Annotated in this window: 16 protein-coding genes; 4 read left to right on the forward strand and 12 right to left on the reverse strand. The window is 70.2% G+C overall.

Features of this window, described 5'->3' with window-relative positions; all coding sequences use genetic code 11:
- Positions 1 to 11: 11 nt before the first annotated feature.
- The 4 genes from AB0L53_RS39845 to AB0L53_RS39860 form a co-directional block, all read right to left on the reverse strand.
- Positions 12 to 251 carry a hypothetical protein gene (locus AB0L53_RS39845; protein WP_364005768.1) on the reverse strand — a complete coding sequence of 80 codons (240 nt, stop codon included), beginning with the start codon at positions 249 to 251 and terminating at the stop codon, positions 12 to 14.
- Positions 252 to 327: 76 nt separating this feature from the next.
- Complete coding sequence (locus tag AB0L53_RS39850; protein WP_364005771.1) at positions 328 to 2,574, reverse strand: hypothetical protein; 2,247 nt, start codon at positions 2,572 to 2,574, stop codon at positions 328 to 330.
- Positions 2,571 to 4,175: a peroxidase family protein gene (locus AB0L53_RS39855; RefSeq protein ID WP_364005774.1), complete on the reverse strand. Its 1,605-nt coding sequence runs from the start codon at positions 4,173 to 4,175 to the stop codon at positions 2,571 to 2,573. The genes AB0L53_RS39850 and AB0L53_RS39855 overlap by 4 nt, the downstream gene beginning before the upstream one ends.
- Before the next feature lie 2 nt (positions 4,176 to 4,177).
- A complete protein-coding gene (locus AB0L53_RS39860) occupies positions 4,178 to 5,485 on the reverse strand; it encodes a cytochrome P450 (protein ID WP_364005777.1) in 1,308 nt (435 codons plus the stop codon).
- Between the two features lie 306 nt (positions 5,486 to 5,791).
- Here AB0L53_RS39860 and AB0L53_RS39865 point away from each other — a divergent pair, with 306 nt between their 5' ends.
- Both AB0L53_RS39865 and ppk2 read left to right on the forward strand, forming a co-directional pair.
- Complete coding sequence (locus AB0L53_RS39865) at positions 5,792 to 6,694, forward strand: acyl-CoA desaturase (RefSeq protein ID WP_364005780.1); 903 nt, start codon at positions 5,792 to 5,794, stop codon at positions 6,692 to 6,694.
- A 134-nt stretch (positions 6,695 to 6,828) separates the two neighbouring features.
- Positions 6,829 to 7,734 (forward strand): polyphosphate kinase 2, encoded by a 906-nt coding sequence (ppk2, locus tag AB0L53_RS39870; protein WP_364005782.1) that lies wholly within the window; start codon positions 6,829 to 6,831, stop codon positions 7,732 to 7,734.
- On the opposite strand, the gene clpB is transcribed toward ppk2, so the two are convergent.
- The 7 genes from clpB to AB0L53_RS39905 all read right to left on the reverse strand — a co-directional run bounded on the left by clpB (position 7,723) and on the right by AB0L53_RS39905 (position 17,668).
- Positions 7,723 to 10,356, reverse strand: coding sequence for an ATP-dependent chaperone ClpB (clpB, locus tag AB0L53_RS39875; protein ID WP_364005785.1), 2,634 nt, complete (start codon positions 10,354 to 10,356; stop codon positions 7,723 to 7,725). The two genes, ppk2 and clpB, sit on opposite strands and share 12 nt — an antisense overlap.
- Positions 10,357 to 10,365: 9 nt before the next feature.
- The gene (locus AB0L53_RS39880) at positions 10,366 to 10,659 is read right to left on the reverse strand and encodes a chaperone modulator CbpM (protein ID WP_364005788.1); all 294 of its coding nucleotides are present in this window, start codon (positions 10,657 to 10,659) and stop codon (positions 10,366 to 10,368) included.
- Positions 10,656 to 11,582 (reverse strand): DnaJ C-terminal domain-containing protein, encoded by a 927-nt coding sequence (locus tag AB0L53_RS39885; protein ID WP_364005791.1) that lies wholly within the window; start codon positions 11,580 to 11,582, stop codon positions 10,656 to 10,658. Before AB0L53_RS39885 ends, AB0L53_RS39880 begins: the two co-directional genes overlap by 4 nt.
- Positions 11,582 to 12,202: a nucleotide exchange factor GrpE gene (locus AB0L53_RS39890; protein ID WP_364005794.1), complete on the reverse strand. Its 621-nt coding sequence runs from the start codon at positions 12,200 to 12,202 to the stop codon at positions 11,582 to 11,584. Before AB0L53_RS39890 ends, AB0L53_RS39885 begins: the two co-directional genes overlap by 1 nt.
- Position 12,203: 1 nt before the next feature.
- Positions 12,204 to 14,102 carry a molecular chaperone DnaK gene (dnaK, locus tag AB0L53_RS39895; RefSeq protein WP_364005797.1) on the reverse strand — a complete coding sequence of 633 codons (1,899 nt, stop codon included), beginning with the start codon at positions 14,100 to 14,102 and terminating at the stop codon, positions 12,204 to 12,206.
- Between the two features lie 76 nt (positions 14,103 to 14,178).
- Entirely contained in the window at positions 14,179 to 14,655 is a 477-nt protein-coding gene (locus AB0L53_RS39900) for a general stress protein (protein ID WP_364005800.1), read from the reverse strand.
- A 133-nt stretch (positions 14,656 to 14,788) separates the two neighbouring features.
- A complete protein-coding gene (locus AB0L53_RS39905) occupies positions 14,789 to 17,668 on the reverse strand; it encodes an AAA family ATPase (RefSeq protein ID WP_364005803.1) in 2,880 nt (959 codons plus the stop codon).
- 102 nt (positions 17,669 to 17,770) lie between these two features.
- On the opposite strand from AB0L53_RS39905, the gene AB0L53_RS39910 reads away from it, so the two are divergent.
- Positions 17,771 to 20,767 carry a glycoside hydrolase domain-containing protein gene (locus AB0L53_RS39910; RefSeq protein WP_364005806.1) on the forward strand — a complete coding sequence of 999 codons (2,997 nt, stop codon included), beginning with the start codon at positions 17,771 to 17,773 and terminating at the stop codon, positions 20,765 to 20,767.
- Positions 20,768 to 20,860: 93 nt separating this feature from the next.
- Here AB0L53_RS39910 and AB0L53_RS39915 read toward each other — a convergent pair whose 3' ends face one another.
- Positions 20,861 to 22,012 (reverse strand): ROK family protein, encoded by a 1,152-nt coding sequence (locus tag AB0L53_RS39915; protein ID WP_364005808.1) that lies wholly within the window; start codon positions 22,010 to 22,012, stop codon positions 20,861 to 20,863.
- Between the two features lie 73 nt (positions 22,013 to 22,085).
- Between AB0L53_RS39915 and AB0L53_RS39920 the strand changes: the two genes are divergently transcribed.
- Positions 22,086 to 23,354: a Gfo/Idh/MocA family oxidoreductase gene (locus tag AB0L53_RS39920; protein ID WP_364005810.1), complete on the forward strand. Its 1,269-nt coding sequence runs from the start codon at positions 22,086 to 22,088 to the stop codon at positions 23,352 to 23,354.

Here is a 23,354-nt window from a genome sequence, read left to right on the forward strand (position 1 = left end):
GAGCGGGCGCGTCAGCGGCGCGCCCGCTCGGCGTATTGGCGTAGGTGCGCCGCCGCCGTGGTCAGGTCGGCGGCGGCCGCCGCGCAGGCGGCGACGTGGGCGTCGATCGCCTCACGCAACCATGGCGGCGCCCCGCCGGTCGCCAGCCTGGCCTCGATCTCGCGCAGGCGTACGGCGCAGTCGGCCAGCGCGCGGATGTCGGCCTGCAGGAGTGCGGCGTGGGCGGCGATCGCCGCGGGATCGGCTGGCATCGGTCCTCCGGTCGGGGGTCGGCCGCTCAGGGGCGTCGGTAGCGCAGGCAGTTGGCCGCTCAAGCGCGCCGGCCGGTCAGGGATTCGGTAGTGGGACGGCGGCGTCGCGGAGTGTCTGGCGGGCGGTGGCCGACAGGCACAGCAGTGGGCGGGCGCCGTCGAGGCCGAGCTCCCGAAGCCGGCGGGCCAGCGGGTGCGCCGACCCTGGTGCCACGGCCAGCCGGAGCCGTGGCACGGGATGCAGGCGGCCCAGCCCGCGGGTCCGTACGCAGGCGCGCAGCGCGCCGCCCTCCGCCCCCCGCGCGTAGCCGACCAGGTCGCGGTCGCTCACGGGCAGCCAGGGGCCGAGGACCCCGCTCAGCGTGAGCAGCCGGTCGTCGAGGCCGCCGACGGCGACGCGCGCGTAGCCGGTGGTGAGCTCGAACTCCAGCGGCACCAGGTACGGCTCGCCGCCCCACAGCCGTGGCGCCACGGCGCCGAGGGCGGCGGCGTCGATCACGGAGCCGGCCAGGAAGCTGCCCGAGCGCCGACGGTCGGCCCCGCGCAGCAGATCGAGCCAGACGCGCGGCGACCTCGACCGCCACGGACCGGGTACGACGATCCCGAGGTGGAGCTCGCGGTAGCCGCCCGCGCTGGTACGCCGGTCCCAGGAGGCGTGCAGGGCGACGAGGGCTCGCCCCGCGATCTGTACGGCAGGCCCGAACCCGGTCCCCTCCAGCAGTGCCGCCGCCCCCGCCGGGTCCGCGGCGAAGTAGGCCGTGAGGCCGCTGCCGTTGTGGCACCTGATCGGCAGCTCGATCCCGTTCATGGCATACGTGGGCACCGTGAGGAAGGGCGAGCCGGCGGGGCGGGGGGCGCGGTCGGACAGCCGGTACGCCTGTGAGCGGACGACCTGTCCCCGGAACGGCCCGAGCCGCCCGTCGATCCGGCGACGCGCCTCGGGCAGGTCGTCGGCGATGTTGGCGATGTAGTGCTCGATGCTGTGGCAGAGCGGGAACAGGTGGGTGGCGTCGAAGTAGTCCACAACGTACCAGTCGGGATGCAGGTCGAAGCAGGTGCCCGCGCCCTGCCCGTCGAGGGTGGGGACGATGTCGTGCTGGTTGGTGACGCTGGCGACCCAGGTGCGCGGGTCGGCGGGCCGCTTGAAGTCGACGGGCGAGCCGACCGCGACGGCGTGCGTGACGGTGTAGCGGGCGCAGAACTCCGCGTCCTGGGCCAGGTTCATGATGGCCGCGCCACCCGCGCTGTGGCCGATGAGAGCCAGCTCGGCGCCCTGGGGCAGACCGTAGTCGTCGATGGCCTTGGCCAGCGCGCGGCTGTAGGGGCTGCTGTCCAGCACGGCGCTGCTGAAGGCGCCGAGCAGGTCCTGGGGCGATTCGCCGTCGAGCCGTCCCGCCCGCATGCCGGGCGCCTGGACGACGTGACGCACCGCTCCGTCGAGGCCCGCCACGCTCTGGATGAGCACCCGTCCTGCCGTACCGACCACGCTGATGTTGCGCAGGAAACCGAGCAGCGAACCCTGCGGGCTCAGCCGCGCGGATTCGGCCGCGGACAGCTCGACCCGGCGCGCCGCCCCCTCCCCCGTGTCGAGGACGGCGACCATCCTGTTGCTCATGCCGGTGATCGGGTCGGCGGTGGCGTAGCCCTTGCCCGTCGCGATCAGCCAGGCGGTGTCGTCGTTGAGCGGGTTCTCGTCGAGCAGCGCCCGCAGGGCGAGGACCTCGCCGAAGACCGGGGCGAGGGCGCTGAGCGCGCGTACGGCGCCGCGGTCCTTGAGCAGGGCGCGCAGCGCGCGGACGGCCTCCAGGTCGCGGTCGGCGGCGGCGGCCTCGATGAGCCGGCCGAGCATGGGGTCGGTGCTCAGCTCGGGATGGTCGAGGGCGACGGCGGCGATCCGCAGCCGCAGCGAGGTGGCCAGCACGCGTACGGCCAGGCTCTCCGCGCCCGCCATGCCGCCGAGCTTGGCCGCCAGGGTGCCCAGCGGGCCGCCGGTGAGCGCGTAGCCCAGGCCCGCGCCGTTGGTGATGGCGCGCAGCAGCGCGCGGTGGGCCAGGTAGCCCGCCGAGGGGGCCTGCGGCAGGGCGCGCAGCAGGGCGCCGTCGGTGAGCGCGGCCGTGGCGTGGCCCGCCGCCTTTCGGATCGTGACCCCGATGTCGACCAGCTCGCAGGCGGCGGCACGCAGCGGCCCGGCGGCCGGGTCGCTCCCGCCCCTCACCGAGCCGCCCGCCCGACCACTCACCGAGGCACTCGACGGGCCGCCCGTTGGGCCGCCCACCGGGCCGCCCGGAGGGCCGCTCATCGAGCCGTCCGGGGGGCCGCTCATCGGGCCGTCCGTCGCGTCATGCTGACGAAGCGGGGGCTCGGATCCTCCGGGACGTTGCGGTGCAGTACGTCCGACAGCGTCCGTGTGCTCGCGATGATCCGCATGCCGTGCGGGGAGAAGGTCGCGGCGTTGGACACCCGCGGGGCCAGCAGCGGATTGGTCAGCGCCTGGGAGAAGGCGTCGATGGCGATGATCTTCGTGAGCAGCGGCGGCAGGATGGCGTCCGGGCTGCCGGGCTCCTCGGCGAACAGGCCGACGTACAGGTCAAGGTCGTCGACGCTTCGGTAGAGCTCCCGCAACGCGCCGCTGACCCGCTCGTCGCCGGAGACCTGGTCGAAACCGCGCACCCGGGGGAACCTGCAGTGTTCGCGGTAGCTGTTGTAGGGGGCCAGGCCGAGTGTGCGCGAGTCGGCGATGCTGGCCACGTCCACCTCCCTCAGGAGGGGGTCGGTGTTGAACAGGCCGACGCGGCCGGCGCGCTGGCGGGAGGCGTCCTCGAAGAGCCGGCCGAGGCCGTGCTCCGGGATCAGCGCACCGCCGAGCAACGTCCGCGCCATCGGCAGGTCGTGGCCGCCCACCGACAGCTGGGAGGGGATCAGGCTGTGCCAGCGGTAGACGAGGTTGAACTCCACCGAAGCCCAGTTCTCGCGGTGCCAGGGCACGTGGGCCAGCATCGCCGACAGCCGCGAGTCCAGGGTGAAGCGGAAGTGGTAGGGCGTGATGTGGTTGATGTACTCCTCGACGACCAGCTTGATCAGCAGCACGATGAGGATGTTGCGCGTCGTCTGGAACAGGCGCTCGTCGTCCCAGCGCGGGCAGAGCTGGCCGAGCAGGCGGGCCACCCTGTTGTGCTCGCGCAGGAACAGCACCGTCAGCATGGTGAAGCCGAGCTGGATGTTGCCCCGGTCGCTCCCGGTCGCGAACAGGGTGTCGCGCTGCTGGTCGGTGAGCTCGGCGAAGCGGATGACGCTCAGGGCGGCGAACTCCGGTTTGATCTTGCCGTTCTCGCACAGGTAGGGCGGGAACTCCCCGCCGTTGATGAACTGGCTCTTGAGCAGCCCGCCATGGAAGGTACGGAGTGCGGCCGTCGCCGTCTCGTGCAGGCCGTAGACCTGGTTGAGGTCGATGTGGTGGTTGGAGCTGTTCTTGCGGGGGTCGCGCGGGATGTGGACGTCACCGCGCAGGAAGCCGTCGGTGAACCACTGGGCGAAGTAGGCGAACAGCACCGTGGAGCGCGGGCACGGGATCATGCTCTCGCCACGGGTGAACAGGTCGGCGGCCTTCTCGGGGCTGGGCCGGGCGCTCTCGGGCACGGCCAGCGGGGGCAGGTGCCTGCCGCTGTAGGTACGGTCGGTCAGCGAGGCCCATGAGGTGTAGTCGGCCATCGTGCTCAGCGGCTCCGGCCGTGGCGGCATCTCGCGGACCGCCTGGTCGATCAGCAGGGCGTTGAGGCGCCGCCGTACGGGCCGGATGGACTGGACGAGATCCCAGAACGGCCGGCCGTTGGTCAGCGCCAGGAACCTGAGCCGGTTGACGGCCCCGTCGGTGGCGATGCTCCGCGCCGTCGTCCCGCTCTCGGCCGTGGTCCCGCTCTTCGCCATCGTCATTGTTCCTGGCCTTCGGCGCCGAGCCCGAGGACGAACCGGTCGGGGAAGATCCCGCCGGCCCGGACGACCCGCCCCTCCGGCGGCGGGAGCAGGCGCACCCCGGGACGCAGCAGCAGGCGGCGTACGGCCTCGCAGATGACGGCCCTGGCCGGATGCACGCCCAGGCAGGCGTGCTGACCGAAACCGAAGAACAGCTGATGGTGGCCCGGCCGGTCGAGGCGGAACTCCTCGGGCTCGGCCACCACGTCCGCGTCGAACATGGCCGAGGCCGGCGCGGCGAGCACGAGCGTGCCCGCCGGGATCATCGTGGCGCGGGGGGTGCCGGCGGCCAGGACGTGGTCGCGCTCGCACAGCCGGGGCAGCAGCTTGAAGAACGGGTTGAACCGCAGCGCCTCCCAGACATGACGGTCGAAGCGGGCGGGGTCGGGGTCGCCGGCGGCCTCGATGGCCTGGGCCAGCACCTCCGGGCGCAGCAGAAGCTGCTCGACCGCCTCGACCATGGCTCCGGGCGCGCTCTCCACGAACCCCAGCGGCAGGCCGGCCATGTTGATCAGGATGCGTTCGTCGTCCACGCCGATCTCGGCGGGCAGGGCGGTGGCGGCGAGCCGGGTGAAGACGTCGTCGGGCAGGCGCCGTCCCGTCCGCAGCGCGGCCCGGCGTTCGGTGAGCCGCTCGCGCAGGTAGGCGATCATCTCCGAACCCGCACGGACCGACGCGGCCTGGATCTTCGGATCGCCCAGGAAGTTGGCGAAGCCGTCGGTGACAATGGCCCGCGTCCATCGCGACAGGGTCTGCGCGTCGGGGCCGGGGAAGCCGAAGTAGGTCGCGGACACGCCCAGGGCGACGGGGCGGAACAGCCCGTGGACCGCTTCGACGCCGCCGGACGGCCAGGCGATGTCGAGCCGCTCGTCGGCCAGGCGCCCGGCCAGCTCGCGTACCCCGGCCACGTCGCGCGGGTCGAGCATGACCTGCATCAGCCCTTTGTCCCGCCAGTTCATCGGGGTGGCGTCCCGGCCCAGCATGAAGGGGCCGCCCAGCGCGGCGTCGAGGCGGGGACCGAAGGCGCGTACGGAGAAGACCGTCTCGCGGGAGAGCACCTCGGTGACGTCGGCGAAGCGGGTCACGACGGTGAAGGCGGGCGTGACGAAGATGGGGCGCCGCTCGCGCAGCTCGGCGAACAGGGCCCGCCAGTCGCTGCGCAACCACTCCCGGACCAGGCCGAACGCGGAGATCGGATCACGCGCCAGCGCCTCGTCATATCTCTCCAGATGGCCGCCCGTGGTTGTCTGATCGACAGCACCCATGCCGTATGGCCCTTCTGTCCGACGCCGGAGCGAACAAAGATCATTACGGTCTGTAGCCGCAACTAGGCATGCGATACCCATTTCTTGGTGACTACCGTATGGAGTGTTTTGATTCCTCTGAGTGACGGATTCGTCACTTCCAGGTCATTGCCGTGCGCTGGGGACGCGGCCGTTGAATGAGGAGCCCAATCGTCCTCGCCGATCATGGGAGGCAGTGTGAGCTCGTCATCCATCCCGCAGCCGGATTCGGGCACGACGGATTCGGACAGGACGGATTCGGACAGGACGGATTCGGACAGAGCGGAGATGGTGACGGCCACCACCGGCCGCCGGACCGTCTATCTGATCGTCCTGGTGGTGCTGCCCGTGCTGCTTCCCGTCCTGGCCGTACCCGCCGCCTGGGGATGGGGCGTCAGCCCGCGTGACGTGGTGATCGCGGCGGTGATGTACCTGGTCAGCATCTTCGGGATCGCCATCGGCTACCACCGGCTCTTCACCCACCGCGCCTTCAGGTGCAACCGGCCGCTGCGCGTTGCGCTCATGCTGGCCGGCGGCATGGCGGTCGAGGGCCCGGTCACCCTGTGGACGGCCGAGCACCGCCGTCACCACAAGTACGCCGACCGCGAGGGCGACCCGCACTCGCCGTGGCGTTACGGCGACAGCGGCCTGGCCCTGCTGCGCGGCATGGCGCACGCCCACATCGGCTGGTTCTACACCGCACGCGACCGCTCCAGCCGCCGGCACTGGGTGCCCGACCTGCTGGCCGACCCGGACGTGCGGCGGTTCGACGCCGCCTATCCGGCCGTGGCGGCGTTGTCGTTCGCGCTGCCTGCCGCGGTGGGCGGGCTGTGGTCCATGTCGTGGGCGGGCGCGTGGACGGCGTTGTTCTGGGGCGGGCTGGTCCGCTACGCCGTGGTACACCATGTCACGTGGTCGGTGAACTCCATCGCGCACACCTTCGGCGAGCGCCCGTTCCGTACCCGGGACCGTTCGTCGAACGTACGGTGGGTGGCGTTGCTGACGCTCGGCGAGGGCTGGCACAACTGGCACCACGTAGAGCCGACCTGCGCGCGGCACGGGGTGCTCAGCGGCCAGCTCGACCCCAGCGCCCGGCTGATCCGCTGGTTCGAGCTGGCAGGCTGGGCCTACGGCGTGCACTGGCCGGACCCTGGCCGCCTGAGCGCCCGCCGCGTCGGTCAGCGCGATTAACACCCCTGACGGCGCCGCCCCTGATAGCGCCGCCCCCGCCGGTCGAATGGGCGACCTCGGACGGACATCAAGCGTTCAACTGTCCGCCTCGCACATACCGCTTTACCGGGCGTTTTTTGGGCAAGTCGGTTGTTATGGAGCGGGTTTCTCTGCTGGACTCCACCCCGGGACTGCTGGTGGACGACAGCGACGACGACGATCCGGTGCTGCTGCGGCCGGACGGCAGCCGGGTCGACACCTGGCGTGAGCACTATCCCTACCCCGAGCGGCTGCCGCGGGAGAACTACGACCACGACAAGCGGCTGTTGCAGATCGAGCTGCTGAAGCTGCAGTACTGGGTCAAGGCCAACGGGCAGCGCCTGGTGATCCTTTTCGAGGGGCGTGACGCGGCGGGCAAGGGCGGCACGATCAAGCGGTTCATGGAGCATCTCAACCCGCGCGGGGCCACCGTGGTGGCGCTGGAGAAGCCGTCCGAGCGCGAGCGTACCCAGTGGTACCTGCAGCGCTACATCGCCCATCTGCCCGCGGCCGGGGAGATCGTGCTGTTCGACCGGTCCTGGTACAACCGCGCCGGTGTCGAGCGGGTGATGGGGTTCTGCACCGAGGCCGAGTGCCGGGAGTTCATGGTGCAGGTGCCGCAGTTCGAGCGGGCGCTGGTGCGCGACGGCATTCACCTGGTCAAGCTCTGGTTCTCGGTGACGCGCTCGGAGCAGCGCACCCGGTTCATCATCCGGCAGGTCGATCCCGTACGGCAGTGGAAGCTGTCGCCGATGGACCTGGCCTCGCTGGACCGCTGGGACGACTACACCAGCGCCAAGGAGGAGATGTTCCTCAACACCGACATCCGCGAGGCCCCGTGGACGGTCATCAAGAGCAACGACAAGAAGCGGGGTCGCCTGGAGGCGATGCGCCACGTGCTGAGCCGCTTCGACTACGACAACAAGGACCACGAGGTGGTCGGCACCCCGGACCCGCTCATCGTCAGGTCGGCGTCCGACATCTACGACGAGGACCACACGGCCGCGGGATCACCGACCTGAAGGCTCACTCCCTGACCCGTGGAAGGTGACGGTCAGCTCGCCCTTGTCGACATCCACCGTGACGGTCGAGCCCTCGGGGACGTCGCCGCTGAGCAGCGCGCGGCCGATCCTGGTCTCGACCTCGCGGGCGATGAAGCGCCGTAGCGGCCGGGCGCCGTAGACCGGGTCGTACCCCTGGTTGGCGATCAGCCGCCGCGCTGCCTCCGTGACCTCCAGGGTGAGCCGCCGGTCCGCCAGCCGCTGCCTGATGTCGTCGAACATCAGGTCGACGATCTGCTCGATCTCGTTCTCGGTCAGCGGCTTGAACAGCACGATGTCGTCGACCCTGTTGAGGAACTCGGGCCGGAAGTGGCGGCGCAGCTCCCCCATCACCCGTTCGCGCGCCTCGGGCTTGATCTCGCCGTCGGAGGTGACCCCGTCGAGCAGGTACTGGGAGCCGATGTTGGAGGTCATGATGACCACGGTGTTGCGGAAGTCGACCGTACGGCCCTGGGCGTCGGTCAGCCGCCCGTCGTCGAGGACCTGCAGCAGCGTGTTGAACACGTCCGCGTGGGCCTTCTCGATCTCGTCGAACAGCACCACCGAGTACGGCTTGCGCCGCACCGCCTCCGTCAGCTGGCCGCCCTCCTCGTACCCGATGTAGCCCGGAGGCGCGCCGACGAGGCGGCTGACCGTGTGGCGCTCCTGGTACTCGCTCATGTCGATGCGGATCATGTTGTCCTCGGTGTCGAACAACGCCGCCGCGAGCGATTTGGCCAGCTCGGTCTTGCCGACACCGGTCGGCCCGAGGAAGAGGAAGGATCCGATGGGACGTCTGGGGTCCTTGATGCCGGCGCGGGCGCGGATGACGGCGTCGGCCACCAGCCGCACCGCCTCCTCCTGGCCGATGACGCGCTCGTGCAGGATCTCGTCCAGCCGCAGCAGCTTCTCGCGCTCCGCCTCCTTCAGCCGGCTCACCGGGATGCCGGTCCAGCGCGAGACGATGGAGGCGATCTCCTCCTCGGTCACGACCTCGCGCAGCAGCCGGTGCCCGTGCTGCCGGGTGTCCAGCCGCTCCTCCTCGCCACGCAGCCGCCGTTCCAGCTCGGGGAGCTTGCCGTGGCGCAGCTCGGCGGCGCGGTTGAGGTCGTAGTTACGCTCGGCCAGCTCCGCCTCCCGCCGTACGGACTCGATCTCCTGCCGCAGGGCCTGGACCTTGCGCAGGGCCGAGCGCTCGGCCTCCCACTGCGCCCGCATCGCGTCGGCTTCGGCGCGCAGGTCGGCCAGCTCCTTGCGCAGATCGGTGAGGCGGGTCCGGCTCGCCGCGTCGTCCTCCTTGGCCAGCGCGGCCTCCTCGATCTCCAGCCGCATCACCCGCCTGGTCAGCTCGTCGAGCTCGGCGGGCATGGAGTCGATCTCGGTACGGAGCATCGCGCACGCCTCGTCGACCAGGTCGATCGCCTTGTCCGGCAGGAACCGGTCGGCGATGTAGCGGTGGCTCAGATTCACCGCGGCGACGAGCGCGCTGTCCTGGATCTTCACCCCGTGGAAGACCTCCAGCCGCTCGCGCAGCCCGCGCAGGATCGAGATGGCGTCCTCCGCGGAGGGCTCCTCGACCAGCACCGGCTGGAAGCGCCGCTCCAGGGCCGCGTCCTTCTCGATGTGCTGCCGGTACTCCTGGACCGTGGTCGCGCCGATCATGTGCAGTTCGCCGCGGGCGAGCATCGGCTTGAGCATGTTGCCGGCGTCCATGGCGCCTTCGGTCGCCCCGGCGCCGACCACCGTGTGGAGCTCGTCGACGAACAGCAGGATCCGGCCCTCGGCCGCCTTCACCTCGTTCAGCACGGCCTTGAGGCGTTCCTCGAACTCCCCGCGGTACTTGGCGCCGGCCACCAGCGAGCCCATGTCCAGGCTGAAGATCGTCTTGTCGCGCAGTCCCTCGGGGACGTCACCGCGCACGATCCGCTGGGCGAGCCCTTCGACGATGGCCGTCTTGCCGACACCAGGGTCACCGATCAGGACGGGGTTGTTCTTGGTCTTGCGGGAGAGGATCTGGATCACCCGGCGGATCTCCGAGTCACGGCCGATGACCGGGTCGAGTTTGTCCGCGCGGGCCTCGGCGACCAGGTCGCGACCGTACTTCTCCAGTGCCTCGTAGGCCACTTCTGGCATGGCGGAGGTGACCCGCTGGTTGCCCCGGACGGCGGTGAGCGACTCCAGGAAGCGGTCGCGGGTCAGTCCCTGGCCGTGCAGCAGCCGTCCCGAGGCGCCCGAGGTCCCCTCCTCGATCATGGCCAGCAGCAGGTGCTCGACGGAGACGTACTCGTCCTTGAGCCGCTTCGCCTCCCGCTCCGCGCTGTCGAGCAACCGCGACAGCCGCTGGGTGACGAAGACCTGGCCGGGTGTCGTCCCCGGCCCGCTGACCTTGGGCCGGCGTGAAAGCTCCGCCTCCAGGTCGGTGATCAGGCTGTCCGTGTTCGCCCCCGCCGCCGCCAGCAGCCGGGGCGCCAGCCCTTCCGGTTGTTCGAGCAAGGCCAGCAGGAGGTGCTCGGCGTCGACCTCGGTGTGCCCGTGGCGTATGGCCTTGGTCTGTGCGTCGTGCAGGGCTTCCTGCGATTTCTGCGTCATCCGGTTCGGGTCCACTCCAGCCCCCTAGTGTCGTTCCGACAAGCGCCGCAGGTTTGCTTCCAGCTCCTCGATCCGGTCGAGCAGGTCGATCACCAGGCCGATGGCGGCGTAGTTGATCGACAGGCCGTGGCGCAGCCGCTGGATCCGGGCGGCCGCGGCCACCTGGGCGGGCGGGAAGCACAGCTCCCCCCTGGCGTCCCTGACCGGTTCGAGCAGGCCGAGCGCCACGAGCCGGCGGATGGCCTCCGGGTGCAGGCCGGTGGCGCGCGCGTAGGAGTTCAGGTCCAGGTGCGCCGGCCGTACGAGTGCGTAGGTCATGAACGCCCCCTCGGGTCGAAGGCCGAGACGGCGGCGAGCTGCTCGAACAGCCGCCGCTCCTCCTCGGTGAGCCGGGGCGGCACCATGACGCGGACCTCGGCGAAGAAGTCGCCGGCGCCGCCGCCGCGCGGGTCGGGCATGCCGCGCCCGCGCAGCCGCAGGCGGCGGCCGGTCGGGGTGCCCGGCGGCACCTTGAGCTTCGCCTCGCCGCCCGGCGTGTCGATGGCGACCGTGGCGCCCAGCGCGGCCTCCCAGGGCGCCAGCGGCAGAACGGCATGGATGTCGCGTCCCTCGACGCGATAACGCGGATGGTCGGCGATCCGGACGATGAGGTAGAGATCACCCCGCTGCGCGTCGCCGCTCCCGTGGCCGCCCTCACCGGCGAGCCTGACGCGCCGGCCGTTCGTGACGCCCGCGGGGATCGTGACGTCCAGCCGCCGGCCGCCGGGCAGCGTGATGGTGCGGCGCCCGCCCTTGTACGCCTCCTCGACCGTCAGCGTCAGCTCGGCCTCCTGGTCGGCACCGGGCACCGGCCCCCAGCCGCGCGCGCCTCGGCCGCCTCGGCCGCCGAACATGCCGCCGAGCAGGTCTTCGATGTCGATGCCGCCCTCGAAGCCCTCTCCCCCCGCCGGACGCCACTGGCGGCCGCCCCCGGCGCGGGCGCGGGCGTACTGCTCGGGGTCCACGTCGGGCGGCACCTGGCGAAAATCAGGCCCGAACGCGTCGTACCTGCGGCGCGTCTGGGGATCGGACAGTACGGAGTACGCCTCCGAGATCTCCTTGAACCGGTCCTCCGCCCCGGGATCCTTGTTGACATCGGGATGGTTGGCGCGTACGAGCTTGCGGTAGGCCCGCTGGATCTCGTCCTGGTCGGCCTTCCGGTCGACGCCCAGCACTTCGTAGAAGTCCCGCCGGACGACCATCACTCCGCCTTCTTCGACACGACCACCACCGCGGGGCGCAGCTGCCGCTGGCCGTCGCCGTAGCCGGGACGCACCACCTCGACGACGGTGCCGGGCGCGACGTCGTCCCGTTCGACGGTGGCCACCGCCTCATGGTGGACCGGGTCGAAGGGCACGTCCCTCTCGTCGTGGCGGGCGTACCCGAGACGGGACAGCACCGCCAGGGCCTGGTCCCGTATGGCCCGCACCCCCTCGGTGATGGCTGGCGCCTCGCCTTTCTGACCGGCCGCGTGGCCCAGGGCGAGCTCCAGATTGTCCAGGATGGGCAGCCACTCGGCCGCCACCCTGTCCCGCTCCTCGGCCCGAAGCCTTTCGGCGTCGCGGGCGATGCGTTTGCGTACGTTGTCCAGTTCGGCGACCGAACGCAGCCAGCGGTCCTCCAGCTCGGCGAGCTTCGCGTCGGTCTCCGCGGACGCGTCGGCGGAGGTCTCCGCAGGCCCCCCGGCAGGCGGTTCCGCCGCAGGCGCTTTCGCGGGCACGTCGGCGGGCGTGGGCCTGGGCGCATCCGCCTTCGCGGGCGCGCCCGGTGCCTGCCGAGCCGGTGCTTCGGCCTGGTCCGTCCGGTCCTCGTGGCCGTTCATGTCACTCCGAGTCGGATGTGGTGAACTCGGCGTCGATCACGTCCTCGTCCCGGCCGGCAGCGGCCTCCGTCCTGCCCTGCGGCGGTACGCCGGCCTGGCCCTCCGGCCGGCCGCTGACCGCGAGCCCGTGGTAGACCTGCTGGAGTTCGCCGCTGAGGCCGCGCAGCCGGTCGAGCGGCGCCTCTTCCTTGACCGCCTGCCGGGCGTCCTGGACGAGTTGCTCGGCACGCGCCTTCTCGTGGACAGGGACACCGTCGCCGAGCTCCTGCAGGCGGCGTTCCACCTGGTAGGCGACCGAGTCCAGCTCGTTGCGGGCGTCGATAGCCTCCCGGAGCCGGGCGTCCTCGTCACGGTGCTGCTCGGCGTCCTTGACCATCCGCTCGATGTCCTGCTTGTCCAGGTTGGAGCTCTCGCTGATGGTGATCTTCTGCTCGGCACCGGTGTCCTTGTCGCGGGCGGTGACGTTGAGAATGCCGTTGGCGTCGATGTCGAAGGTGACCTCGATCTGCGGTTCTCCGCGCGGCGCAGGGCGGATGTTCTCCAGCCGGAAGCGCCCGAGCACCCGGTTGTCGGCCGCGCGCTCTCGCTCTCCCTGAAGGATCACGATGTCGACGGCGTTCTGGTTGTCGTCGGCGGTGCTGAAGGTCTCGGTCCGGCGGGCCGGGATCGTGGTGTTGCGTTCGATGACCTTGGTCATGACGCCGCCGAGCGTCTCGACGCCCAGCGACAGGGGCGTGACGTCGAGCAGGACGACGTCCTCGACCTCGCCCTTGAGGATGCCGGCCTGGATCGCCGCGCCGATGGCCACGACCTCGTCCGGGTTCACCGTCATGTTGGGGTCCTTGCCGCCGGTGAGCCTGCGTACGAGGTTCTGCACGGCGGGCATGCGGGTCGACCCGCCGACGAGGATCACCTCGTCGATGTCCGACGGCCTGAGCTTGGCGTCCTGCATCGCCTGCTCCACGGGATGGACACAGCGCTCGACCAGGTCGGCGGTGATCTGCTCGAACGTGGAGCGCATGAGCGTGGTGTTGAGGTGCTTCGGCCCCGCGGCGTCCGCCGTGATGAACGGCAGGCTGATCGTGGTCTGGGTCACCGCCGACAGCTCGACCTTGGCCTTCTCCGCCGCTTCGAACAGCCGCTGCAGGGCCTGCGGGTCGCGGCGCAGGTCGATGCCCTGGTCCTTCTGGAACTCATCGGCCAGGTAGTCGACGATCCGCCGGTCGAAGTCGTCGCCGCCGAGGTGTCCGTCGCCGGAGGTCGAACGTACCTCGACGACCCCCTCACCGATGTCCAGGATGCTGACGTCGAAGGTGCCACCGCCCAGGTCGAAGACCAGCACGGTCTCGTTGGACTTCTTGTCCAGCCCGTAGGCCAGCGCGGCGGCGGTCGGCTCGTTGATGATCCGCAGGACTTCCAGCCCGGCGATGCGCCCGGCGTCCTTGGTCGCCTGGCGCTGGGCGTCGTTGAAGTAGGCCGGAACGGTGATGACGGCCTCGGTCACCTTCTCGCCGAGGTACTTGGCCGCGTCGGCGGCGAGCTTGCGCAGCACCAGGGCCGAGACCTCCTCCGGCGCGTACTGCTTGTCGCCGACCTGGAAGCGTACCGATCCGTCCGGCCCTTCCACCACGTCGAAGGAGACCGCGTGGATCTCGCTCTCGACCTCGTTGTAGCGGCGGCCGATGAACCGCTTGGCGGAGTAGATCGTCCCCTTGGGGTTGAGTATGGCCTGCCGGCGGGCCAGCTGGCCGACCAGCCGCTCGCCCTGGTCGGTGAACGCCACCACCGACGGTGTCGTCCGGGACCCCTCCGCGTTGGGAATGACCGTGGGCTGACCGTCCTCCGTGGCGGCGATCACCGAGTTGGTCGTACCGAGATCGATGCCGACTGCTTTCGCCATGGCGAGCTCCCCCTAGCCACTTTTCTTGCTTGCCGCTCTTTTTGCTTGCCGCTCTTTTTGCTAGCCGCTCTTTTTGCTAGCCGCTTGTCTTGCCGAGCAGTTCCTGGGCCCTGGCCACGTGTTCGGATTCGACGAGAACGTCGTACTTGTCGGCTACCAGCCCGCTCTCCGAGACGAAGTCCCGGCGGCCGCCGTGCACCGCGTGCGAGATCAGGCCGTAGATCGCTCCGGCGATCAGCCCCCACAGCAGGCCCCACAGCAGCAGGCCGAGCATGGCCGAGGGCCTGGGCGCGAAGAAGATCCCCAGGAACAGGCCGATGAGCACACCGAACCAGGCTCCGGACGCGGCGCCCAACCCGGCGGCGCGCAGGTACGTCATGCGCGAGACCACCCGCTCGATCGAGCGCAGTCCCACGCCTACGATGAGCGTTCCCTGTACGGGGAACCCGTGGTCGGACAGGAAGTCCACGGCCTTCTCAGCCTCGGCGTACGTCGGATAACTGGCGACCGGGACCCGGTTCGCGGTGATCGGGCCCGGGGATGCTAGAGACACGGCTCCTCCTCGCGTTCAGGCGGGATATCTCTGCGTACGCTTGCGAGCGCGTACGCTTTCGAGGCTTCACCGGGCATCCGTCCGCCACATCCCCCAGATGTGTAGTCATCACTGTCTGTGCGGTCATCCGGGCTCAGGCTCTCGCCACGCCGGACGGGCCGGGCTCGATCCTTCCCTGCGACACCACGAGACGTACGAGCTCGATGCGGGAGTTGATCTGCAGCTTGCGGTAGACGTGCCGCAGGTGGAAGGCCACCGTGTGCACGCTGATGAAGGTCTGCTCGGCGATCCGCCGGTTGGTCCATCCGTCGGCGACGAGCAGCGAGATGTTCCGCTCGGTCTCGGTGAGGCTGTCCCAGCCGGAGACCGGCCGCTCGGCGTAGCTCCAGTGGCGGTGACGGACGCCCATGCCGCGCAGCCGCTTGCGGACGCGCGCCGAATCCCTGACGGAGCCGAGGTCCTGGTAGATCGCGAGGGCGCGATCCAGGTTGCCGGCCGCTTCCTCGTGCCGCCCGGCCGCGACGAGCGCCATGCCGAGGTCCTCCACGGCCGAGGCCCGCGCCCACGCGTCGTCCGTCCGCTCGGCGGCCTGGGCAAGGGCGTCGCAGTCGCCGTCGAGCAGGCCACGGGCGTGCGCGGCCGAGGCGACCAGCGCGGCGAACTCCGGGTTGCCCTTGCTGAGCGCCTCGACGGTGGCCACGGCCGCCTCGGCCGCCGGACGGTCGTCGGCGGCGAGGGCGACGCGGACCATCCACGCACCCGCCGTGGGGTCCACGGCGAGCATCGAGCGCAGTCGCCCGAGTGGTATGGGGATGTACGCGAGCCCGAGTGGGGCGGGAAGGTCCGCTTGCCCGCCTGGAGCGAGAAGGTCCGCCTGCCCGCCAGTGGCGGGAAGATCCGCCTGCCCGCGTGCGGCGGGAAGGGCCGCGAGCAGCGTCATCGCGCTCAGTGGCCCGTCGCGTACCTCGGCGACCTGTGCCGTCAGCAGGGTGTGCCGTGGATCGCCGTCGAGAGGGCCGCCTGTTCCGTCCGCGACGTACCGTGACGCCGCGCGCAGGTCGCCGCGTCGCAGCGCGACGGTGGCGAGGACGGCGTTGGCCACCGTGGCGGGCAGTGGGGTGCCCAAGGTGGTGGCCAGGTCCAGGGCTCTCTCCGCCTCGGTGACGGCGTCGGCGAAACGGCCCGCGGCGAGCTCGGCCCAGGCCTCCAGAGCGGAGGCGTCCGCGGTCCAGGTCAGGTGGCCGTCGGCGGACATGTCCGCACGGGCCTCCCGGAGGATGGCGCGGGCCTCGTCGAGCCGGTGGATGTCCATGAGCAGCGCGGCGGAGACGAGCAGGGGTTCGTAGCGATGCACAGGCAACTCGTCCGTCCCGGCCGGCCGCTCGTCCGTGACGGCCAGCCGCCGGGCATCCTCGGCGAACGCCAGCGCCTCGGAGAGCCGGCCCTCCTCCCACTCGGTGACCGCGAGCGCCACCAGGGCCGCGACCGTGGCCACCGGACCGTGCCGGGCGCCGCCTTCCAGGACCTCGTACGCGTACTCCCGGGCGGATGTGCCCGCATCCCGCAGGCGCGTCAGGGCGTACAGCCGGACCAGGACCGCCCGATCGCGCACGTGGCCGGGCAGATCGGGCACGGCCAGCACCGACTCAGCCTGCCGTCGGGCCTCGTCGATCCGGCCGGTCAGATACATGATGTCCGACAGGAGGCAGCGCAGCTCGGCCGCGTCGTCCGCCGGGTCGCGATCGGCCAGGCCCCCGTTGACCAGCCGCTCGGCCTCCTGCAGCCGCCCCCCGGCGATCGCCGTGTCGATGAGAGCAACCAGGTGGCCGGAGCTGCGGCCATGGCCGGGGCTATGGTCGGGGCCGGGGCCGGAGACGTCCAGTGACCGACTCGCCGGTCCGGCGTAGATGTCCGGTGGCAGGCTTGCCGGCCCGGCATAGACATCCGATGGCCGACTCGAAGGTCCGGCGTAGACATCCGGAGGCCGGCTCGCCGGTTCGGCGTGGGTGCGGACGCCGAGTTGGTCCAGCAGCGCGTGCCGTACCGGTTGCGGGACCCGCGTGGCGACCACGAACCTGACCAGTTCGTGGCGGAAGGTGAGGCCCTGTGAGGTCGCGGCCAGGATGCCTGCCGCCATGCACTCCTCGACCAACGGAAGCAGGGCGGCCGGTGTGGTGCCCAGCAGTGACGTGGCCTGTTCCGGCGAGAAGGACCGGCCCAGCACGGCGACGGTCTCCACCAGATTCCTGGCACCCGTGCTGAGGGCCTCGATCCAGTGGCGGACGACCATCCGCAGCCGGTGGGGAACGTACCCATGCGGCAGGACGGCTCCGGCTCCCAGCCGCCCTTCGTCCCGGAGACCGGCGAGCAGCTCGCTGATCAGCAGCGGATTACCGCCGGCACCGCCCGCCAGTGCCAGCAGGGCCGGCTCGGGCGGCGCCCCGAGCGTCTCCGTCATCAGCCCGACGACCGCCTCCGGCGAGAGCGGCGTGAGCTCGACCCTGGCGGCCCCTTCTCGCTCCAGGAGGTCGAACAGGAAAGCGGCCTGGCCCTGTTCCACGGCGGTGGATCGGCTCAGCAGCCAGCCGATGGGCCGGGACGCGAGCACGTGGTGCAGGGCGCGCAGCACCATCAGCGTCATCGGGTCCGCCCAGTGCAGGTCGTCGAGCACGACCAGCACCGGTCCCGTGGCCCGTTCCTCGAGGCCGGATCTCAGGCGTTCGAGGGTACGCGCCCGCGAGTCGCCGGGATCACCGCCGGCGGCGGGCTCGAAGCGCAGGTCGAGAGCCTGGTACAGCATTCCGCAGGGGATCAGCTCGCCCAGCTCCCCCGGGCCGCCCTGGAGCACGCTGATGTGGCGCTCGCCCGCGGCGCGGGCGGCTTCGGCGAGCAGGCGGGTCCGGCCCGCCCCCGGTTCGCCGTCCACCAGCAGCGTCCCGGCCGCGCCCCCCTCTATCGTGCGCAGCAGGCTCTCGACACAGTGCCATTCCCGATCGCGTTCCCACATTCGCATCCCCCAATTCCTGGCTATCCGGACGGGGGGTGCCAAATCTCATGCCGGGGGAGATTTTTCCCTCTTGACCCAGACTTACACAAGAACCCATGATAAGTGGCCATGCGACATCGAGCCATCCCGTTACTCTGCGCCACCCTGCTGCTCGCGCCCTTCACCCCCTTCGTTCCAGCTGCCATGGCTGGTCCGAACGCTGCACAGCTGTGGGTCGAGAGTCCGCAGAAGACCGTCTACCGCACGACGACTCTCCCGCAGAGTCCGAGCACCTCCATCAATCTCGTAGCCGCCCGCGGTGAGTACGAGAGCGCGCAGATCGCCGTGCGCGCCAAAGAACGGCTGCGCATCGAGCGCGTACGGTTCGGCAACCTGACCGCGGACGGCAACCGGCGGATCGCGGGAGCCAACCTGAGCTACCACTTCGTCGCCTACAAGGACGACAGCAAGGTCGCGGCGAACCCGTTCTTCCCCGACCGTGAGGGCAACCTGCTCTATCCCGAGTCGGCCATGCCCGACCCGCTGTCCAACGACCAGGCGACCTGGGTCGAGGCCGGCCAGACTCAGCCCGTCTTCGTGACCGGCTTCGTGCCACGCGGCACGGCGCCCGGCACCTATCGCGGCACGGCGACGGTCGAGACGACTCGTGGCACCTACCCGGTCCCGATCCAGTTCAGTGTGCACAACGTCGAGGTCCCCACGATCGACAAGTCACCCTTCACCAACTACCACTGGACGATGACGAACGGCTTCACCTGGGACGGCTTGAGCTGGAACGGCGCGGCCAGCCAGGCCTACGACGTCGGCAAGTATTACTACGGCGTCGACACCTACAGCGACGCGTGGTTCCGCCTCATGGACGAGTTCGCCCGCAAGCTCGCCGACTATCGCACCAACATGGTCTGGCTCCGCACCGACCTGTTCCTGCAGTCCACCGGCACGGAGCTGTCGGACTTCGTCAAGGGAATCCCGAGCGACATCGACTGGACGAACTTCGACCGCTACGTCGAGACGTTCAAGCGGCACGGGATCACCAACTTCGCCAACCAGCATCTCGTTCACACGCTGAACAAGATGCCGGACAACGAGAAGCCCAACGACAGCTGGAACACCAAGCTGCCGGACAGCCTGCCGGTCACCGACGCCTTCCTGACGAACTATCTGACCGCGCTGTACAAGCACCTGAAGAGCAAGGGCTATACGAACGGCCTGACGTGGTATCAGCACATCAGTGACGAGCCCATCACCGCCGACCAGCGCAACCTCTGGACCTATGTCGCGCGCAAGATCAAGCAGATCAACGCCGACCTCGGCGCCGATTTCCGCACCATGGACGCCGACCCCGACGGCATCCTGCTCGACGACAGGACCAAGCCCTATGTCGACACCTGGGTTCCGCTGACGCCGGCGTTCGAGCGCAAGAAGGCCGGCTACAAGGCACAGCAGGCCGCGGGTCAGGACCTGTGGGTCTACACGTGCGAGGTCAACACTCCCCCATGGCTCAACCGGTTCTGGACGCAGCCGACGATGACCGGCCGCATGCTGTTCTGGGACCTCGAGCGCGAGGGCGTGCAGGGCCATCTGCACTGGGCGTGGAACGCGTGGTACGTGGGTCCCTGGAAGGGCGACTCCTACATCGTCTATCCCGACAAGGCCAACTTGACGGTGAAGAGCAGCCTGCGTCTCGAGGCACAGCGCGATGGTCTCGAGGACTACGAGCTCCTCTACATCCTGAAGAAGCGCAACCCGGCTCTGGCGAAGCAGATCGTCGACAGCGCGATCAGTCCGGAGGACCCGCGGCGCTACACACTCGACCCGGCATATCTCGATGCTCTGCACAGCTACATCGTGCGGGCGGCCGCGGGCGAGACCGTCGGCGCGATTCCCCAGCCGACCAGCCCATATGAGGGGCAGGATGTCCCCCGTACATTCCTGGTCGACAGCACCGACGACAACATCGGCTACTCCGCCGGCTGGGCGCCCCGGCAGCGGCAGTCCGCGTACCTCGGCAGCGTCCACATCGGCAAGACCGCCGGCGACAAGGCGACCTACGAGTTCGAGGGCACCGGCGTCGACGCGTTCTTCGAGAAGAACACAACGACCGGAAAGGTGTCCGTGTCGGTCGACGGCGGGCCGGCGACGGTGATCGACCTTTACGAGGCGGTCCAGTACGACCGCTTCACCGCCTATCGAAAGACTGGACTGACACCGGGCAAGCACCGGATCGAAATCACCAACGTCGAGAACAAGGAGGTGCGGTTCGACGGATTCCGTGTGCGGCTCGCACCTGGGCAGCAGCACTTCGACGCGACGTTGACGGACCTGAAGCTGACCAACGTCTCGGAATTCACCTTCGAGGGACATCGCGGTAACTACGCGCTGCTTGTCAACCAGGGGGCGAGCACCGTCGGCCTGACCCCGACGCTGACCGACGCCGGCGGCACGATCACCGTCGACGGCAGCCCTGTCGCCAATGGCGCGACCGTCGACCTCAACGTGGCGGACGGCAAGAACAAGGTCGAGATCCGCACGCTGGCAAGCGATGGCAAGACCGCGAAGACCTATGAGCTCACGCTCGTGAAGGGCGCGGTGAACACGGCGGAGGCCAACATCGCCCGCGGCCATTCGGCGGTGTCGGCGTCGGCGGCCCGTGATGGCGATGGCGGCGTGCAGTACGGCCCGCAGAAGATGGTCGACGGCGAATACGGCACGATGTTCGCCGCCAAGCAGGGCTACACCGACGCCAATCCGTTCCCGCACGAGATCGTGCTGGACTGGAACGAGCCGAAGGCGTTCAACACGCTCGTGGTCGCGACCCGTGGTGGCATTCCGCAGGGCCTGACCGATATCGACGTCGAGGTCTCGGCCAACGGCACCGACTGGACGACCGCCGCGCGGGGCGTCTCGTTCCGGTGGACGCACGACGATGACGACGGAGTCATGGAGTATTCGGCCGCCGATCTTCCCGACCTGCAAGGCGTCAGGAAGCTGCGCCTGAAGATCAACGACGCGAACTACACCCGCTGGAGCATGTACGCCGTCTATGAGCTGGAGCTCTACAACCTGCCGACGGTGCGTTCGGCGACGAGCGGCCAGACCGGGTAGTCACGACCGGGCACTCCGGTGAGAAGCGGATGCGCGCCCGTCGCCTGGGTCAGGCGACGGGCGCCATCTGCGGTACCGCGAGAGCGGTGATCGTCAAGCGGATGGCTTGGGCAGGGGGGCGTCGAAGTCGTAGAGGCGGGCGTCGACGTGATCGAGCGCGCGCCGTACCGCTCCCAGGGCCACGGCCTGTTCTCCCAGATCGGAGATCGCCACCACGGGAGGTTCGAGGCAGAACGGGTCCAGGTGCCGTCGCACCGGCGCGAGCAGCACGTTGCCCGAGCGCGAGACGCCACCGCCGATGACCACCAGCTCGGGATCGACGGTCAGCACCAACGCGGCGATGCCTTCGGCCAGGTCGCGCGCGTACTGATCGACCGCCCACTGCGCGGCCGGGTCGCCGGACCTGGCCGCGGCGAAGACCTGGGCGGCGGCGTCCTGTGGCGCCGTGCCGGGCGGCAGGCCCTGAAAACCGGTCAGATGGACGGGCGCGCGGTGCCAGCCGATCAGCGGCAGCGCGCCGATCTCGCCCGCGCCGCCCCTGGCTCCTTTGAGGAGCTTGCCGTCCACCAGGATGCCCGCGCCGGTGCGCACGCCGGACAACACGAACACCAGGTCGTCGATGTCGCGGGCCTGGCCGCGCCAACGCTCGGCGAGCGCGGCCAGGTTGCAGTCGTTCTCCACCAGCACGGGGCAGTCGAAGCTCGCCCGCAGCTCACCCGCCAGATCGAGGCCGGTCCACTCGGGTAGGCCGACCGACAGTTTCACCACGCCCTCGGGGGTCACCACACCGGTGGTGCCCGCGCAGACAGCGGCGATGCCGTCGGCGGTCAGCCCGGCGGTCTCCAGGACGCCCTCGATCGCCCTCCTGAGGCCGGCCAGGCGCTCGGCGCGGCCGGCGGTGGCGGCGGTCCGCTCGTCGTGCGCGGCCACGACCGTGCCCTCCAGATCGGCGACGCTGGCCCGGAGCGTGTAGGAGCCGATGTCGATCCCGAGCACGTGACCGCCCGCCACGTGGAAGGCGAACAACCTGGCCGGCCGGCCCATCTGGCCGCTTTCCGGCGGCAGTTCCTTGAGCCAGCCCGCCGCCAGCAACTCCTCGACCAGGCCCTCCACGGTCGGCCTGGAAAGCGCGGCCTCCTTGGCGAGGTCGGTCAGTCCGAGCGGCCCCCGCGACCGAACCGTGCGGAGCGTCGTCACGAGATTGATCCGGCGAAGCCGCGAGGTGTCGCCGCCGCGAATGGTCACGCATGCCCCCTTGACAGATGCTATGGCGGAGAAATAAAAACAACCTTCATTAGTAATGTACAACCTCTGGGGGATGCGGATGCTCACTCTTGCCGTGATTGGGGCGGGCCTGCGCGGCACCGGTTACGCCAGGCTGGCTCGCGAAGGCGGGCTGGCCGAGATCGTGGCCGTCGCCGAGCCCGACCAGGACAGGCGGGCGGACTTCGCGGCCGAGCACGGCATCCCGGCCGAGCGCGCCTTCGCCGACTGGCGGGACCTGCTGGCCGGCGAACGGCTGGCCGACGCGGTGATCGTGGCCACGCAGGACCGCCTGCACCTCCAGCCGACCGTACGCGCGGCCGAGCTGGGCTACCACATCCTGCTGGAGAAGCCGATGGCGCCGACCGAGGAGGACGCCGCGGCCATCGCCGCGGCTGCGGACCGCAACGGCGTGATCCTGGCGGTCTGCCATGTGATGCGCTACGCGCCCTACACCACCAGGCTCAAGCAGCTCCTCGACGAGGGCCGGATCGGCCAGATCATGAACATTCAGCATCTGGAGCAGGTCGGCTGGTGGCACCAGGCGCACTCCTTCGTGCGGGGGAACTGGCGGAACGAGGCCGAGTCGGCCCCGATGCTTCTCGCCAAAGCGTGCCATGATCTTGACTGGATCGTGCACATCAAGGGCGAGGTGCCCGAGCGAGTCTCCTCCTTCGGCAAGCTCGTCCACTTCACGAAGGAGAGCAGGCCCGCGGCGGCGGCCGATCGATGCCTGGACTGCTCAATAGAGCCCACCTGCCCCTACTCGGCCAAACGGTTGTACATGGACTGCCTCGCCGATCCGGCCCGGCACTACTGGCCGCTCGGCGCCGTCACCCGCGACTTCACCGAGGACGGCGTGCTCACAGCGCTGCGCGAGGGCCCGTACGGCAGATGCGTCTACGCCTGCGACAACGACGTGGTCGACAGCCAGGTGGTGATCATGGAGTTCGCGGACGGCACGAGCGCCACCTGCACCGTGACCGCGTTCGGCGCGCTTGAGCACAGGAAGACCAGGATCTTCGGCACGCACGGCTCGATCGAGGGCGACGGCGAGACGCTGCGCGTCCACGACTTCCTCACCAACGAGGTGTCGGTGATCGACGCCCTCGCCACCGGGGGCGCCTCAGCCGCCTCCGGGCACGGAGGGGGTGACGGGGCGCTGCTGGAGGCGTTCGTCGCCGCCGTGCGCGACAACGACCCGGCCCTGATCCCGACCGACGCGCAGGCCAGCCTCGCCACGCACCGGGTGGTCTGGGCCGCCGAACAGGCCAGACACACCCGAACCGTCGTCTCGATAGGAAAGGCCCCCCACCATGCGTAA

It is taken from the genome of Nonomuraea sp. NPDC052129, assembly GCF_040680095.1.
Lineage (GTDB): Bacteria > Actinomycetota > Actinomycetes > Streptosporangiales > Streptosporangiaceae > Nonomuraea.

Excerpts from the sequence above, each read along its gene's own strand:
- AB0L53_RS39850 (WP_364005771.1), bottom strand. The coding sequence starts at position 2,574 with ATGAGCGGCCCCCCGGACGGCTCGATGAGCGGCCCTCCGGGCGGCCCG.
- AB0L53_RS39920 (WP_364005810.1), top strand. The coding sequence starts at position 22,086 with ATGCGGATGCTCACTCTTGCCGTGATTGGGGCGGGCCTGCGCGGCACC.
- dnaK (WP_364005797.1), bottom strand. The coding sequence starts at position 14,102 with ATGGCGAAAGCAGTCGGCATCGATCTCGGTACGACCAACTCGGTGATC.
- AB0L53_RS39905 (WP_364005803.1), bottom strand. The coding sequence starts at position 17,668 with ATGCGAATGTGGGAACGCGATCGGGAATGGCACTGTGTCGAGAGCCTG.
- AB0L53_RS39880 (WP_364005788.1), bottom strand. The coding sequence starts at position 10,659 with ATGACCTACGCACTCGTACGGCCGGCGCACCTGGACCTGAACTCCTAC.
- AB0L53_RS39855 (WP_364005774.1), bottom strand. The coding sequence starts at position 4,175 with ATGGCGAAGAGCGGGACCACGGCCGAGAGCGGGACGACGGCGCGGAGC.
- AB0L53_RS39865 (WP_364005780.1), top strand. The coding sequence starts at position 5,792 with ATGGTGACGGCCACCACCGGCCGCCGGACCGTCTATCTGATCGTCCTG.
- AB0L53_RS39860 (WP_364005777.1), bottom strand. The coding sequence starts at position 5,485 with ATGGGTGCTGTCGATCAGACAACCACGGGCGGCCATCTGGAGAGATAT.
- AB0L53_RS39845 (WP_364005768.1), bottom strand. The coding sequence starts at position 251 with ATGCCAGCCGATCCCGCGGCGATCGCCGCCCACGCCGCACTCCTGCAG.
- AB0L53_RS39890 (WP_364005794.1), bottom strand. The coding sequence starts at position 12,202 with ATGAACGGCCACGAGGACCGGACGGACCAGGCCGAAGCACCGGCTCGG.
- AB0L53_RS39885 (WP_364005791.1), bottom strand. The coding sequence starts at position 11,582 with ATGGTCGTCCGGCGGGACTTCTACGAAGTGCTGGGCGTCGACCGGAAG.
- ppk2 (WP_364005782.1), top strand. The coding sequence starts at position 6,829 with ATGGAGCGGGTTTCTCTGCTGGACTCCACCCCGGGACTGCTGGTGGAC.
- AB0L53_RS39910 (WP_364005806.1), top strand. The coding sequence starts at position 17,771 with ATGCGACATCGAGCCATCCCGTTACTCTGCGCCACCCTGCTGCTCGCG.